The sequence below is a fragment of the Nocardia sp. NPDC023733 genome (assembly GCF_040639775.1).
Lineage (GTDB): Bacteria > Actinomycetota > Actinomycetes > Mycobacteriales > Mycobacteriaceae > Nocardia > Nocardia rosealba.
In genome coordinates, this window is sequence record NZ_JBFAAN010000001.1 from 1058688 (window position 1) to 1072520 (window position 13833).

The 13833-nt window shown below is 69.0% G+C and carries 15 protein-coding genes; 5 read left to right on the plus strand and 10 right to left on the minus strand.

Features of this window, described 5'->3' with window-relative positions; genetic code table 11:
* Positions 1-114: 114 nt before the first annotated feature.
* The 6 genes from AB0F86_RS04845 to AB0F86_RS04870 all read right to left on the minus strand — a co-directional run bounded on the left by AB0F86_RS04845 (position 115) and on the right by AB0F86_RS04870 (position 4733).
* Complete coding sequence (locus AB0F86_RS04845) at positions 115-966, minus strand: alpha/beta fold hydrolase (protein WP_356982057.1); 852 nt, start codon at positions 964-966, stop codon at positions 115-117.
* Positions 966-1757: an SDR family NAD(P)-dependent oxidoreductase gene (locus tag AB0F86_RS04850; RefSeq protein ID WP_356982058.1), complete on the minus strand. Its 792-nt coding sequence runs from the start codon at positions 1755-1757 to the stop codon at positions 966-968. Before AB0F86_RS04850 ends, AB0F86_RS04845 begins: the two co-directional genes overlap by 1 nt.
* Positions 1758-1780: 23 nt before the next feature.
* Positions 1781-2038: a hypothetical protein gene (locus AB0F86_RS04855; RefSeq protein WP_067492154.1), complete on the minus strand. Its 258-nt coding sequence runs from the start codon at positions 2036-2038 to the stop codon at positions 1781-1783.
* A gap of 14 nt (positions 2039-2052) precedes the next feature.
* On the minus strand, positions 2053-3714 hold the full coding sequence (locus AB0F86_RS04860; protein ID WP_356982059.1) for an FAD-binding protein: 1662 nt from the start codon (positions 3712-3714) through the stop codon (positions 2053-2055).
* 11 nt (positions 3715-3725) lie between these two features.
* Entirely contained in the window at positions 3726-4097 is a 372-nt protein-coding gene (locus tag AB0F86_RS04865; protein ID WP_356982061.1) for a nuclear transport factor 2 family protein, read from the minus strand.
* A gap of 93 nt (positions 4098-4190) precedes the next feature.
* Complete coding sequence (locus AB0F86_RS04870) at positions 4191-4733, minus strand: TetR/AcrR family transcriptional regulator (protein ID WP_255494930.1); 543 nt, start codon at positions 4731-4733, stop codon at positions 4191-4193.
* 130 nt (positions 4734-4863) lie between these two features.
* On the opposite strand from AB0F86_RS04870, the gene AB0F86_RS04875 reads away from it, so the two are divergent.
* Positions 4864-5871, plus strand: coding sequence for a saccharopine dehydrogenase (locus AB0F86_RS04875; RefSeq protein ID WP_356982063.1), 1008 nt, complete (start codon positions 4864-4866; stop codon positions 5869-5871).
* On the opposite strand, the gene AB0F86_RS04880 is transcribed toward AB0F86_RS04875, so the two are convergent.
* Positions 5868-7403, minus strand: coding sequence for an FAD-binding protein (locus AB0F86_RS04880; RefSeq protein WP_356982064.1), 1536 nt, complete (start codon positions 7401-7403; stop codon positions 5868-5870). The genes AB0F86_RS04875 and AB0F86_RS04880 overlap by 4 nt on opposite strands.
* Positions 7404-7598: 195 nt before the next feature.
* Here AB0F86_RS04880 and AB0F86_RS04885 point away from each other — a divergent pair, with 195 nt between their 5' ends.
* On the plus strand, positions 7599-9224 hold the full coding sequence (locus AB0F86_RS04885) for an NAD(P)/FAD-dependent oxidoreductase (protein WP_356982066.1): 1626 nt from the start codon (positions 7599-7601) through the stop codon (positions 9222-9224).
* A gap of 49 nt (positions 9225-9273) precedes the next feature.
* Here the strand turns inward: AB0F86_RS04885 and AB0F86_RS04890 are convergent, their stop codons facing one another.
* On the minus strand, positions 9274-9780 hold the full coding sequence (locus AB0F86_RS04890; protein ID WP_067492161.1) for a flavin reductase family protein: 507 nt from the start codon (positions 9778-9780) through the stop codon (positions 9274-9276).
* Positions 9781-9948: 168 nt separating this feature from the next.
* Between AB0F86_RS04890 and AB0F86_RS04895 the strand changes: the two genes are divergently transcribed.
* Positions 9949-10575 carry a PadR family transcriptional regulator gene (locus AB0F86_RS04895; RefSeq protein WP_243749795.1) on the plus strand — a complete coding sequence of 209 codons (627 nt, stop codon included), beginning with the start codon at positions 9949-9951 and terminating at the stop codon, positions 10573-10575.
* A gap of 22 nt (positions 10576-10597) precedes the next feature.
* Here AB0F86_RS04895 and AB0F86_RS04900 read toward each other — a convergent pair whose 3' ends face one another.
* The gene (locus AB0F86_RS04900; RefSeq protein WP_356982068.1) at positions 10598-11560 is read right to left on the minus strand and encodes an alpha/beta hydrolase; all 963 of its coding nucleotides are present in this window, start codon (positions 11558-11560) and stop codon (positions 10598-10600) included.
* Between the two features lie 145 nt (positions 11561-11705).
* On the opposite strand from AB0F86_RS04900, the gene AB0F86_RS04905 reads away from it, so the two are divergent.
* On the plus strand, positions 11706-12053 hold the full coding sequence (locus tag AB0F86_RS04905) for a hypothetical protein (protein WP_356982070.1): 348 nt from the start codon (positions 11706-11708) through the stop codon (positions 12051-12053).
* Complete coding sequence (locus AB0F86_RS04910) at positions 12046-12669, plus strand: Dabb family protein (protein ID WP_356982072.1); 624 nt, start codon at positions 12046-12048, stop codon at positions 12667-12669. Before AB0F86_RS04905 ends, AB0F86_RS04910 begins: the two co-directional genes overlap by 8 nt.
* A 146-nt stretch (positions 12670-12815) precedes the next feature.
* Here the strand turns inward: AB0F86_RS04910 and AB0F86_RS04915 are convergent, their stop codons facing one another.
* Positions 12816-13670, minus strand: coding sequence for an IclR family transcriptional regulator (locus tag AB0F86_RS04915; protein ID WP_181696354.1), 855 nt, complete (start codon positions 13668-13670; stop codon positions 12816-12818).
* Positions 13671-13833: the final 163 nt, after the last annotated feature.

Consider the following 13833-nt stretch of genomic DNA (forward strand, 5'->3'; position numbering starts at 1 on the left):
TCACTTTCGGTGTTTCCGCAGGTGAAATGCTGCGGCCGACGATTATGCGCCACAAAGGGGGCCTTGTGGCAAGGCCCCCTTTACGGTATACAGTGAAGGTGGAAAGAGACGCTGTCAGCGCGTGAGGAACGCCAGCACCGTCGATTCGAATTCTTCCTTCCGCTCGATCATCGCCCAGTGCCCGCAGTTCGGGAACACGTGCAGTTCGGCGCGCGGGATCGTGCGCATCGGGATCAGGGCCATGTCGAGCGGGCTCACCCGGTCGTCGCGGCCCCAGGTGACCAGCGTCGGCGCCTGCACTTTGTGCAGCATGGCCCAGGGCGGGGGAGCGTCGGACGCTTCCATCGCCCGCACCATCGCCGTGAACGCCGCCTTGCTGTACATGCGCCGGGCGCTGTCCAGGGTCGCGGGATCGGTGGCCTGAGTCCAGCGCTCCTCGATGAGTTCCTCGGTCACCATCGCCGGATCGAACACCATCGAATGCAACCACTGCACCAGACGTTCCCGCGTCGGTTCCTCGGTGAACTCCTGCAGCAGCTTGATGCCCTCGCCGGGGCCAGGGCTGAACAGGTTGCGCCCGATTCCGCCGATGGTCACCAGCTTGCCCACCCGATCCGGTCGCGCGATGGCGTAATTCAGCGCCACGCCGCCGCCCATCGAGTTGCCGATGATATCGACCCGCTCCAGGCCGAGTCCGTCGACGAAGCGTGCCACCGCGTCCAGGGCGGTCACCATCGGGTGTCCGCCGAAGTCGTCGCTCACCCCGAAACCGGGGAACTCTAGAACCAGGCAGCGGAACCGCTCGGCGAAGGTGGCCAGATTGCCACGGAAGTTGCGCCACCCGGTCACCCCGGGGCCGGAGCCGTGCAGCAACAGCAGGGGCGGGCCGTCACCGGCCTCGTGGTAGCGCAGAATGCCTGCGTCGGTGGGCAATTCGCGCAGCGTGCCGTCATAGGTGATGCTCATCAGGCGTGGGTTCCCCCGTCGATCCGGATCTCGGTGCCGGTGATGAACGCGCCGTCCTCGGACACCAGCATGGCGATCACGCCCGCCACCGCGTCCGGGTCGCCCATACCCGCGCCACCGGACTCCAACTCGGTCGGCAACACGGGAGACAGCTTGGCGAACAGCGACCAGTCGGCATCGGCGGGCACGTAACCACCGGTGGCATCGGTGATCCCGGACTTGATGCTGCCCGGCGCCACCGACACCGCACGCACACCCTTGCCGCCGTACTCGAGGGCGATGGCGTGGGTGAAGGACTGGATGCCGCCCTTGCTCGCCGCGTACGCCGCCATATAGGGGTGCGCGAAGGCCGCCGAGGTGGAGCTGAAGTTCACGATGGTCGAGCGCGGATTGGCCAGCAGCGCGGGCAAGGCCTCACGGACCACGAGGAACGTGCCCGTGAGATTCACCCCGATGATCTGGTTCCACAACTCGAGGGAGGTCTGCTCGGTGTGCGAGGCACGCAGGATGCCCGCCGCGTTCACCACCGAATCCAGACCGCCCAGGGTGGCAGTGGCCGATCGGACACCCTCGACCACCGATTGCTCGCTGCCGATATCGAGGGTGAGGACGCTGAAACGCTCACCCGTGCCGCGTTCCTTCGCCTGCGTGGCGGCGGCCGCGAGGCCGTCGGCCGATACGTCGGCGCCGACCACGGTGGCGCCCTCGTCGAGCAGGCGCAGCGCCGTCGCGCGGCCGATACCGGATCCGGCGCCGGTGACCAGCGTCCGATGACCGTCGAGTCTGTGCATGATGTTCTCCTGGTTGTGTCGCCTCAGCCGAGGCGGCCGGGGACCGGTTCGTTGCGGAGCTGATCGGTCGCCAATTCGCCTGCGGCGACAGCTCGTTCGATGGAATCGCGCAGCGCCGGGCAGGTCGGGATCCAGCTGCTCGGCTCGCCGAGGGCCGCCCGGCGGGCGAACTCCGGGCAGGCGGACTCGGCGTCGTCGAGCCACTGCACGCTGGTGTGACTCGGGCTGAACTTCTCGGCGAGTACCCGGTTTCCGCAGGTGGCGCACTGGATGGGTTGCATGATCTTTCCTCGGGTCAGCGCGCTGCCGCGGCGTGGTCGGCGGCGACGTACCCGAACACCATGGCCGGGCCGATGGTCGCGCCCGCGCCCGCGTAGTCGTTGCCCATCACCGCGGCGGAGGTGTTGCCCGCCGCGTAGAGCCCGTCGATGACGGAACCGTCGGCGCGCAGCACCTGGGCGTTCTCGTTGTAGACCAGCCCGCCTTTGGTGCCGAGATCACCGATGCGAATCCGCAGCGCGTAGTACGGGCCACGGTCGAGCGGGTCGAGGGTCGGCTGGGGCAGGGTCGGGTCGCCGTAGTAGTTGTCGTACGCGCTGTCACCGCGCCCGAAGTCGTCGTCGTGGCCGTTGCGGGCGAACCCGTTGAACCGCTCGACGGACTCGCGCAAGCCGAGTGCGGGCACACCGATGGCCGCCGCCAGCTCGTCCACCGTCGCGCCGGTGCGCAGAAGACCGCTCTCGAGCCAGGACGCCGGGAACTTCTGGCCCGGCACGACGCCGCCGATCGGGTAGCGGCTCTTGGCTTTCGCATCGAAGATCAGCCAAGCCGGGTCGTGCGATCCGGCCAGCTGGGCATGCACGAAGGTGACATAGGGCGCGGCCTCGTTGGTGAAGCGGGCGCCCGAGCTGTCGACGATGATCGAGCACGGGATCGACCGCTCCGACACCAGCACCTGGTTCACACCCTCCGGGCGCTGGAACGACGGCATCCACCACGCGTCGTCCATCAGATCCACTGCGGCGCCGACCTTTTCACCGGCCACGATGCCGTCGCCGGTGTTGTCCGCCGAGGCCGCGCTGAAATTGTCGCGGCCGCCGTCGGGCAGGTACTGCTTGCGCATGGCCTGGTTGTGCTCGAACCCGCCGGTGGCCAGCAGGACACCGTCGCGGGCGCGGATGCGGATCTCGCGGCCGCCGCGCTCGGCGATCACGCCGATCACCGCGCCGGTGTCGTCGGTGATCAGCGACCGCAGCGGGGTGTTCAGCCACAACGGCACCCCCGCGTCCCGCAGGGCAAGACGCAGCCTGGCGATGAGCGCGCGGCCGAGTGTGTCCATGTGCCTGCGCAACACGATCGCCTTGATCGCGCGCAACCCGGTGAGCAGCGCGGTCCAGCGCGCCTTCCAGGTGCGGGTCACCATATTGAGCTGGACGAAGTCCTTGGAGGTGATGAACAGACCAGGTGGGGTGGCGAGGGCGGCCGGGCGCAGCAGATCCTCGTCGGGGCCGAGCTGTTTGAGATCGACGGGCAGCGGTTCGATCGACCGGCCGGCCGGGCGGCCACCCGGCGCCTCGGGGTGGTAGTCGGAATAGCCTGTGCACCATTGGAATCGCAGGTGCGGGCTGGTCTCGAGGAACTCCAGCATGCGCGGGCCCTCGTCGATGAAACGGTCGAGATTGGCGGTCGGCACCCGGTCGCCGACCACCGCGTCGAGATAGGCGCGCACGTCGGCGCGATCGTCACGCAGACCCTCCCGCAGCAGGGTCGGATTGTTCGGTACCCAGATGCCGCCACCCGAAAGAGCCGTGCTGCCGCCGTAGTGGGCGGCCTTCTCGATGACGAGCGTGTCGAGGCCGCGGTCGGCCGCGGCGAGTGCGCCCGTGAGCCCACCCGCACCGCTGCCGACGACGAGGAAGCCGACCTCGTGGTCCCACTGTTGCTGGTTCGCAGTCATTCTCGGGCTCCTCAGCACACTACCATGTCGTCCTGCGACCAGAACGCCCGCATGCTGGTGATGCGCCCGTCCTCGTCGAAGGTCATCACATCGATCGGCTCGAGCGTGAACGTCTGCTCGCCGAAGCGGGTGACCACCCGGAAGTTGAACGCGGCGCTGTTGCCCGCGACCCGGATGCTCAGCAGTTCCGTCGACGTGTCAAGGGACTCGATGGCGGCGTAGAACTCGGTGATCGCGGCGTGACCGACTCGCACCTCGCTGCCGACCGGGTCCTCCACGGTGGCGTCCTCGCGGTAGAGCGCGACGACGTCGGCGGCCGTCCCGGCGCCGACGGTCTCCACATACCGCCGCACCGTGTCTCGAATGTGGTCCGCTGATGTCATCGTGTCGCTCCTGGAGATGGGTGATGGAGTGGTCGATGAACGCAATCACGGCCGGTGGGTGGGTGGGCGGCTGCTTCCCGGCCAGCGGGAGATCTAGGTCGCGACGCTCGTCGTGATGCTGCCGACGATCAGATCGGCGAGGGCTCCGATCGCGGCGTCGAGGGAGCAGCGCCGCGCGTTCAGCTCCTCGGCGATCGTTTCGGCCGCGCCGAGAATGCCGACGCACCGCAGTCGAAGAGCGTCGGCCGCGAGGTCGCTGTGCGGGATCAATGCGTCCGTCATCAACGTGAGGTAGGCATCGAGCAGGTCCCGCTGGATCGCCTCCATGTCCCGATTCCCTTTGAGCGCGGCGGAGACCGCGCTGAATTCGGGCATATCGGTGGCGCACGTGAAATACGCGCCGCTCAGCACGCGCGCGATCTCGACCGGGGTGGGGGCGGCGCTCGCCAGTGCCGTGGCGGTCGCGGTCCGATGGCGTTCGTCGAGCCGTCGATACAGCTCGAGCAGCAGTCCGGGACGGGTGCCGAAGTGGTCGTACACGATCGGTCTGCTCACCCCGGCGGCCTCGGCGAGGCTGAGCAGAGTCAGTGCGTCGGCGCCCTCGGCGCGCACGATCGCCAGCGCGGTCTCGATCAACTGTTCGTGCCTTGCGGGTCTGGACAGGCGCGTCGGCGTGGTCGGCAATCTTCCTCCCTTGCGTAGTCGCCCCAGTTTAGCTACAAAGTGTAAGTTACAAAATGTAGCTTGACTGGACGAAGGAGAAGACGTGACGCGACAGGCGACATCGGTACTGATCATGGGCGGCTCGGGGCAGGCGGGCGCGGGGACGGCGGCGCTGCTGCGCCGGTGGTATCCGGAACTCGAGCTCACGATCGCGGGCCGGGACATCGAACGCGCGCGACGAGTCGCCGAGAGCCTCGGTGGCGCGAACGCGGTCACCATCGACATCACTCGCGCCGACCTCGGTCTGCCCGCCGACGCCGCGTATTCCGCGGTGGTGGCGGCACTGTGGGACGCCCATCTGCACGGGCTCGGCTTCGCCGCGCGCCACGGCGTGCCCTATCTGAGCCTGTCCAGCGGTCTGCTCGACATCGCTCCCGAGGTCGTCGCGGGTGGTGGGCGGGCCGCGGCGCCGGTCCTGCTGGCGAGTCACTATCTCGGCGGGATCGTCGTGCTCGCCACCCTGGCGGTCGCGGCGGAGTTCGAGCGGGTCGAACGGATCGGAATCGCCGCGGCGCTGGACGATTCCGATACCGGGGGACCGGCGGGCATCGCGGACATGGAGCGCTGGTCGGCAGTCACCACCGCGGGACTGATCCGCCGCGACGGCGTGTTCACCTGGGTGAGCGGCGACGACGCCCGAGCCGACGTACGGGTCGGTGACGGGGTGGTGCTCGCCGGGCAGAGCGTTCCGATCCTGGACGTGCCGAGTCTCGCGCTGGCCACGGGCGCGCCGAACGTCCGGTTCGACCTGGCGGTCGGCGAGTCCGCGGGCCGGCGGCGCGGCGCGGGCGCTTCCCTCGAGGTCGTCGTCGACGTCGAGGGAAGCGACTTCTCGGGCGCGGCTCGGCGAGTGCGTCGCACACTCGTGCATCCGGGCGGACAGCGTCCGCTGACCGCGCTCGGGATCGCGCTCGGGGTCGAACGGTTGCTCGGGCTCCGCGGTGCTGCCGTGCCACCGGGCATCCACATGCCCGAGGCGCTGATCGACCCCGCCTACGCCCTCGAACGGATAGCGCACAGTGGCGCCACCTTCGAGGAGACCGGGGCCTAACTGCCCAGCATGTCCAGGACGGCGAGGTGGCTGAACAGCATCGACGCACCGATCGGGTTGCCGCCGCCGGGGTACACCTCGCCGCTCACCGCGGCCATGGTGTTGCCCGCGGCGTACAGGCCGGGGATCGGTTGCCCGTCGCGGTCGAGGACGCGCGCGGCGCTGTCGGTGCGCAGGCCGCCCTTGGTGCCGAGATCGGAGATGCCGAAGGCGGCCGCGTGGAACGGGCCCTTGTCGATGCGAACCAGCGGTGGTTCGCCGTTGGAGAAGGCGCGGTCGTACGCCTCGTCGCCGCGCCCGAAGTCCGGGTCGACGCCGGTGGCGACCATGCTGTTGAACCGTTCGACGGTGGCCTCGAGCTTGTCGGCAGGCACTCCGATCTTCGCGGCCAGTTCGGCCAGCGTTTCGGCGGTGTGCCACAGGCCGGCGGCGACGTATTTCTCGGTCTCGACCATGGACACATTGGTGGCCTTGATCGGCGGCACCTCGCCTTCGGAGTCGTCGTAGATCATCCAGAACGGCAACGTCATCTCGCCTGCCTCGAGCCGTCGGATCACCTCGCGGCCGAGCCGGTCGTAGGGGGCGGACTCGTTGACGAACCGTTCGCCGTTCCGGTCGACGAAGATGCCGCCGGTGAACCACAGCGCGAACGCCGAACGCCCGTCGGGATGGGTCAGGCCGGGTGACCACCAGGCCTGGTCCATCAGGTCGGTGTCGGCGCCTGCGGCGATCCCCGCCTGGTGGGCCAGTCCCTGATTTCCCCAGGGCCCCATGGTGTCCCGGGCCTGGCCGGGCACACCGTACTGCTCGCGCAACTGCTGGTTCTGTTCGAAACCGCCTGCCGCGAGCACCACGCCCCGGCGAGCGCGGATGGCGTGGCGCTGCCCGTCGCGTTCGATGATCGCACCGGTCACCACCCCGTCCTCGACCACCAGCTCGACCAACGGCGCGGACAGGTGCAACGTGACGTTGGGATAACCCGACAGCGCCCGCAGGAACCGCCCGATCAGCGCCTGCCCGCCGATCAGCAGGTCGGGCAGCGGTGCCCCGAGCCGGTCGGTGTCGAGCGGACCGCGCAGGGATTCCCGCAGATCGCCCAGCTCGGCGGCGGGCAACGGTGTCGGCATGATGTGGCGCTGACCGTCGAGCCGCGCCTTGGGCGCCTTGCCGAAATAGTCGGGCCAGGGCAGCATCTGGAACGCGAAATGCTCGTCGGATTCCAGGTATTCGATGAGGTCGCGACCGCGCCGCACATAGGTCTGCTGTAGGTCCTCGGGCGTGCGGTCGCCGACGACGGCACGGTAGTAGGTGAGCGCGTCGTCGAGGGTGTCGTCGGTGCCCGCCCGCTCGAGGACGGGGTTGCAGGGGTACCAGACGCCGCCGCCACCGGAATACGCTGTCGTGCCGCCGAACTTGTCGGTCGCCTCGACCACTGCGACGGTGAGCCCCTCGCGGGCCGCGGTGTACGCACCCGCGAGGCCACCGCCGGAGCCCGCGACCAGCACGTCCACCTCGTCGTTCCAGTCCACCACTGTTCCTCCTGATACCGCCTCGACTTGCCCCGACCGTATGCGCGGACCCGCCGGTGTGATGCGGGTCATCCCGATCACCGGGAGGCGACAACGATCCGGCGAACGTGCCGGTCAGCGGGAAGGCCACCTGCTCGGATGCCGATCGGATCCCTAGCGTCGCGGCGGAAAACCGGTCTCCATCGAAAGGCAGGCACAGTGAAGACCCCATCGTCACCAGGGAAGGGTCCGGCCGAGGTCGACGTGGTCGTCGTCGGCGCGGGCATCGCCGGGCTCTACGCCCTGCACAAGTTCCGCGAACAAGGACTCACCGTGCGGGTGTTCGAGGCCGCCGACGGCGTGGGCGGCGTCTGGTATTGGAACCGCTATCCAGGTGCCCGCTGCGATGTCGAGAGCGTGGACTACTCGTACTCCTTCGACGAGGACCTGCAGCAGGAGTGGAACTGGAGCGAGAAGTATGCCACCCAGCCCGAGATCCTGGCCTACCTCGAACACGTCGCCGACCGCTTCGACCTGCGCCGCGACATCGAATTCGGCACGCGCGTCACCGATATCGTGCTCGACGAGCCTGCCCTGCGCTGGCAGGTCGGCACCGACACCGGGCGCGCGGTGTCGGCCCGGTTCGTGGTGCTGGCCACCGGCCCGCTGTCGAACGCCAACACCCCGGCCATCCCGGGCCTGGACACCTTCGCGGGTCGGGTACTGCACACCTCGCACTGGCCGCACGACGGTGTCGATATCGCCGGGCAGCGGGTGGGTGTGATCGGCACGGGTTCGTCCGGGATCCAGACGATTCCGTGCCTGGCCGAGGAGGTCGCGCGCCTGCACGTCTTCCAGCGCACGCCCAATTACAGTGTCCCGGCGGGCAATACGCCGATCACCGAGGAACAGCGGCGGGCGCAGAAGGCGAACTACGCCGAGCGCAGGCGGCTGTCGATGGCCAGTGGCGGCGGCTCACCGCACCAGCCGCACCCGAAGCTCGCGGTCGAGGCGACCGACGAGGAACGCCGCGAGGCCTATCAGCGCCGGTGGGAGCTGGGTGGGGTGCTGTTCTCCAAGACCTTCCCCGATCAGCTCCTCACCCGCGAGGCCAACGACACCGCGCGGCTGTTCTGGGAGGAGAAAGTGCGCGCGGTGATCGACGACCCGCGCGTGGCCGACATCCTGATCCCGCGCGATCACCCGATCGGCACCAAGCGGATCTGCACCGACACGAACTACTACCAGACCTTCAACCGCGACAATGTCGACCTCGTCGACCTGCGCGCCACCCCGATCACCGGCATCGATGCCGACGGTGTGCACACGACCGAGACGCACTACCGTCTCGACACCCTCGTACTGGCCACCGGGTTCGACGCGATGACCGGGTCGGTCTCGCGGATGAACATCGTCGGCCGCGGCGGTGTCACCCTCAACGAGACCTGGGCAGAAGGCCCGAAAACCTATCTGGGCCTGGGTATCTCAGGGTTCCCGAATCTGTTCAATCTCACCGGTCCGGGCAGTCCCTCGGTGCTGGCGAACATGGTGCTGCACTCGGAACTGCACGTCGACTGGGTGGCCGAGGCGATCCGGTTCCTCGACGACCAGGGCGCGGTGGCGCTGGAAGCCCGGCCCGACGCGGTCGAGGCGTGGGTGCGGGAATGCGCCGACCGGGCAGCGGGAACGCTGATGCTCGAGGCGAATTCGTGGTACCTGGGCGCCAATATCGAGGGCAAGCCGAGGGTGTTCATGCCGTTCGTCGGTGGGTTCGGCGTCTACGGGCAGATCATCGCCGAGGTGGCGGCCGCGGGCTACAAGGGCTTCGACGTTCTCGAGGCGTGATCCACGGGCAACGGGGTGGTCGTCTTCGGACGACCACCCCGTCGCTGTGTCAGCCGGCGAACCCGCCGAACCCACCCCGGTAGTACAGCAGCGGTCGCGCGCCCTCGGTGGCCCGCAGACCGCTGATCCGGGCCAGCACAACGGTGTGGTCGCCCGCGTCGTGCTCGAGCTCCACCGACGCCTCGATATGGGCGAGCGCCCCGTGCAGGGCGGGCGCGCCGTTGCCCGCCGGACTCCACTCCACACCGGCGAACTTGTCGCCGCCGCTCACCGCGAACCGGCCGCACACCGCGCGCTGATCCTCGGCCAGGATGTTGATGCACAGCGTTCCCGTGCGGCGCAGCAGTGGCCAGCTCGTCGAACTCTTGGCCGGACAGAACGACACATACGGCGGATCCAGCGACACCGACACCACCGACTGGCAGGTGAAACCGATCGGCCGGGTGCCGTCGTGCGCGGCGATCACCGCCACCCCGGTCGCGAAATGCCCGAGCACCGCGCGCAGCTCGGCCGGGCTGGGAACACCTGCGTCGACGACGACATTGTCTGCATTCATACCCCCAGAATCGGTGGCGGGCGGTGCGGCTCTCAAGATGTCCTCCCGGTGAGCGGTTGCCGACACAGCCGAGGTGACCGGGCCGGTTGCTACCATGCACCGGTGCCGAACACCGACCCCGACCCCGGCGTGCCCAACCTGCCGCCGACCAGTTGGGCGGTCCTGGCGATGCTCTCCTTCGAAGAGGAGATCTCCGGCTACGACCTGAAGAAGTGGGCCGACTGGAGCCTGCGCTACTTCTACTGGACCCCGTCCTACAGCCAGATCTACGCGGAACTGAAGAAGCTCGAACAGCACGGTTTCGCCTCCTCCCGGCTCGACAGCGACAACGCCATGCGCGGGCGCAGGCTGTACCAGATCACCGACGCGGGCCGTGCCGCCGTCACCACCTGGTGGAATGAGGCGCCCGTCGATCCCTCGGTCCTCAAACACCATGTGCTGCTGCGCGTGATGTTCGGCCACCTCGGCTCACCCGAGCGGCTCAAGCAGATTCTGCGCGACCACATCGCCGACGTCGACCAGCTCGAGCAGCGCGCCGCCGTCGACGCCGAAGCCGCCAAATCCGAACCGGGCTGGGCCTATTCGCAGATCGTGCTGCAGTGGGCCCAGCGCCACTACGCCGCCGAACGCGAACTCGCCCAGCAGCTGATCGACGAGATCGACCAGGCCGCGACGATCCTGGCAGGCGCCGAACACGACGACCGCGCCGAGTACCCGCACCCCACGCCCGGACGCTGGCGTGAGATCGAGCAGCGCGTGCAGGCGGCGGGCGGGCACCCGGACGCGCCCGAGTAGGCGTCGCCGAGGAGCCCGGGGTTCAGCCGAGACCGAGGGTTTCGCGGATCATCGCCCAGATCTCGGTGCGCGCCGACTGGGTCGCGGCCAGGGACGGGATGGTCAGGAAGCCGTGGAACAGGCCGTCGTAGCGGCGGTGGCGGACCGGCACGCCGTCGGCTTCCAGGCGTGCGGCGTAGGCGTCGCCTGCCGAGCACGGTGGGTCGAGTTCGGCGGTCACCACGACGGCGGGGGCCACGCCCGCGAGGGTTTCGGCGCGGGTGGGGACCAGGCGCACGTCGTCGGTGCCGTGGGGGGCGTACTGCTGCCAGTACCAGCGCATCGCCCGGGTGGTGTTGTAGTGGCCGGTGCCGAAGCGGCGGTAGGACTCGGTGTCGAAGTCGTCGTCGATCACGGGGTAGAGCAGGATCTGCGCGGCCACCGGCGGGCCGTTCCCGTCACGCACCGCGAGCGCGACCGTGGCGGCGAGGTTGCCGCCCGCGCTGTCACCCGCCAGCGCGATGCGGGCGGGGTCGCCGCCGTATGTAGCGATGTGTTCGGCTGCCCACCGGACTGTGGCGAGCATGTCGTCGTGGGCGGCGGGCCCGGGATGTTCCGGGGCGAGGCGGTAGTCGACCGCGACGACCACCGCTCCGACACCCACTGCCATGGAGCGGCAGAACTCGTCGTGACTGTCGAGATCGCAGAAGACAAAACCGCCGCCGTGTGCGAACACGATCACCGGCCGGGGCGGCCCGTCGTCGTAGGGCCGGTACACCCGCACCGTCAACGCACCGCCCGGTCCGTCGACGACCACGTCGCGGACCGAGGGCAGATCGGGAAGCCGCTGTGGCGCACCACGTCTCGCGAAGATGGCGGCCCGCGCGTCGGCGGCCGACATCGCGGCCACATCGGGAAATCCCGCGTCCAGGGCCGCCAGCATCGCTGCCACCTCGGGATCCGGCACGGCACCCGGCCCCGTGGTCGGGTAGTCACGGATTGTCACTGAACCTCCTGTGAATGTGCCGACACGGTCGGTCAGCGCGTCGTGCGCCTCACCGTAGGGCGGGATCCCCGTGCACCGGACCGGGTTCTCCCGCTGGGCGGAAACAACCCGCCGACCTGCCGCGACGGCTGCCTATCGTCGGCGGATGGACACCACGAACGTCTATGTCATCGACACCGTCGTCACGAGACCCGGCCGGGCGAAGGAGTTCGTCGACACCTATCTGAGCGGGTATGCGCCGGGTGCCCGGGCCCGCGGCATGACACTGGAACGGCTGGTCGTGAGCCCGCCCGTCTGGTTCCCGGACGAGCCCAACACGGTGACCGCCACCTGGGTCCTCGACGGTGCGGCCGGCTGGTGGGCGATGACCTGGCAGGGCCGCCTCGACGAATCCGTGCGGCACTGGTGGGACGACGTCGATCATCTCGTCCTCGAACGCACCAGGACAACCGGCGCCGCACCCGCCGACATCGAGAGGCTCGGCAATGTTTGACGTCATCCGGCTAATTCATCTGGCCCCTACGGCCGACGCCGATCGAGTGCTCGCGGACCTGCGGGCCGGCGCGCTCGCATCACCGGCCCGCCGAGTCCTCGTCCAGCCGACTCTGCACGGTGTGCGCAACGGCGGGGACATCCTGGTGCACCTGCGCTTCGACGACGCCTCGGCATGGGAAACCGTTGCACCACAGTGGGACCCGATGGTCGACGGTGTCGTCCACATGGACGGCGCCGAGTACGTGGCAGGCACCGCCGGCGCCGCCGAACCACCTGCAGGGTCGGTGTATCGCGTGCTCCTGCTTCGTGTCTCGCCGGAAACCCCGCCCGCGACCGTCGACCGGTTCGAAGCCGATCTGCTCCGCATGCCGCACTACATCTCGACCATCCGGTCCTGGCGGCTGAGCCGGACCACGCGCGCGATCGGATCCGCGTCGTGGACTCATGTCTGGGAACAGCAGTTCACCGACCTCGACGGGCTGGACGGCGCGTATCTCATGCACCCCGTCCACTGGGCCCACGTGGACCGCTGGTTCGATCCCGAACATCCGGAAGTCATTGTGCGCGACCGTATCTGCCACAGCTTCTGCGTCAACGAGCCGGTGCGCGGGTAACACACCGTCGACGTCGGCCGGGGCGGGTGCTGATCGCTACCTACCCCAGCCGACGCGACCGCCACCCGCACCGGAAGCGGAGTGACGGCATATGCGCGCTCGCGAACCGGACGCATCGTGGGGGAGCGACGGCCGCAGTACCTCGATCAGGCGTAGTCGCGTGCTCGCTGGCCGGCCGGCGCAAGGGGGCGTGGGCCGATATTCAACGGGCGGGGGTGCTGTTGCAGGGTCGGGCGCACTCGTACCCGACCGTCGTCGACATGGCGCCAGATGTTGAGCGCTGTGGTGCGTACCGGAGCGCTCAGCCGGTGGTCGAACAGCATCCGATCCACGGGACCGCACACCGAGACCGCCGCCACGGCGGCCTGGCCGAGGTCGCCGATCGGTGCGGCGATACAGCCGAAACCGGGCAGTGATTCCTCGCGTTCCACGGCGACGCCGTGCGCCCGCACTTTAGCCAGTTCCGCGTCGAGTTGGGCCCTGGAGTTGATCGAGTAGCGGGTCCGCGAGCCCTGGGCGGTGAGGATTTCCGCGAGGCGGCGCTCGTCGGCCGAGGCGAGGATCGCCTTGCCGACCGCCGTACAGTGCGCGGGCCGCCGACCGCCGACGCGGGTGGGCACGGCCGCGGCCAAGTCGCCGCCGATCTTGTCCAGATACACCACGTCGGCGCCGTCGAGGACCGCCAAGTGCACGACGAATCCGGTGGCGCGGTGCAGTTCGTGCAGGAAGGGCATGGCGGCGCGATGCAGCCGATCCTGGTGCACCGCGAGCGAACCCAGCTCCATCAGCCGGATGCCGAGCTCGTAGTCACGGCCTTCGCGGCGTAGCCAACGCAACTGCACCAACCGCTCCAGCATGCGGTGCGCCGAGGACCGGGGTAGACCGGTACGGCGCACGATCTGGGCGAGGGTGAGCCTGCCCGGCCCGTCGAAGGCGTCGAGCAGCAGGGACGCGCGATCGAGAATCGCGCTCGGGGTGGTGGCCTCGGCCTGGATGACCATGAGCTCTCCATTCGGATCAACGAGCTGATGCCTAGCGCATATTTCGATTAGGCATATGCCTATTTATACCACTTCCTGTGGTAGCTGTCACAGGAATACAGGGCATCGCATAGCGAAAACACGAAAACCCCCGGCCCGAGCGAGGCTCGGACCGGGGGCCGGT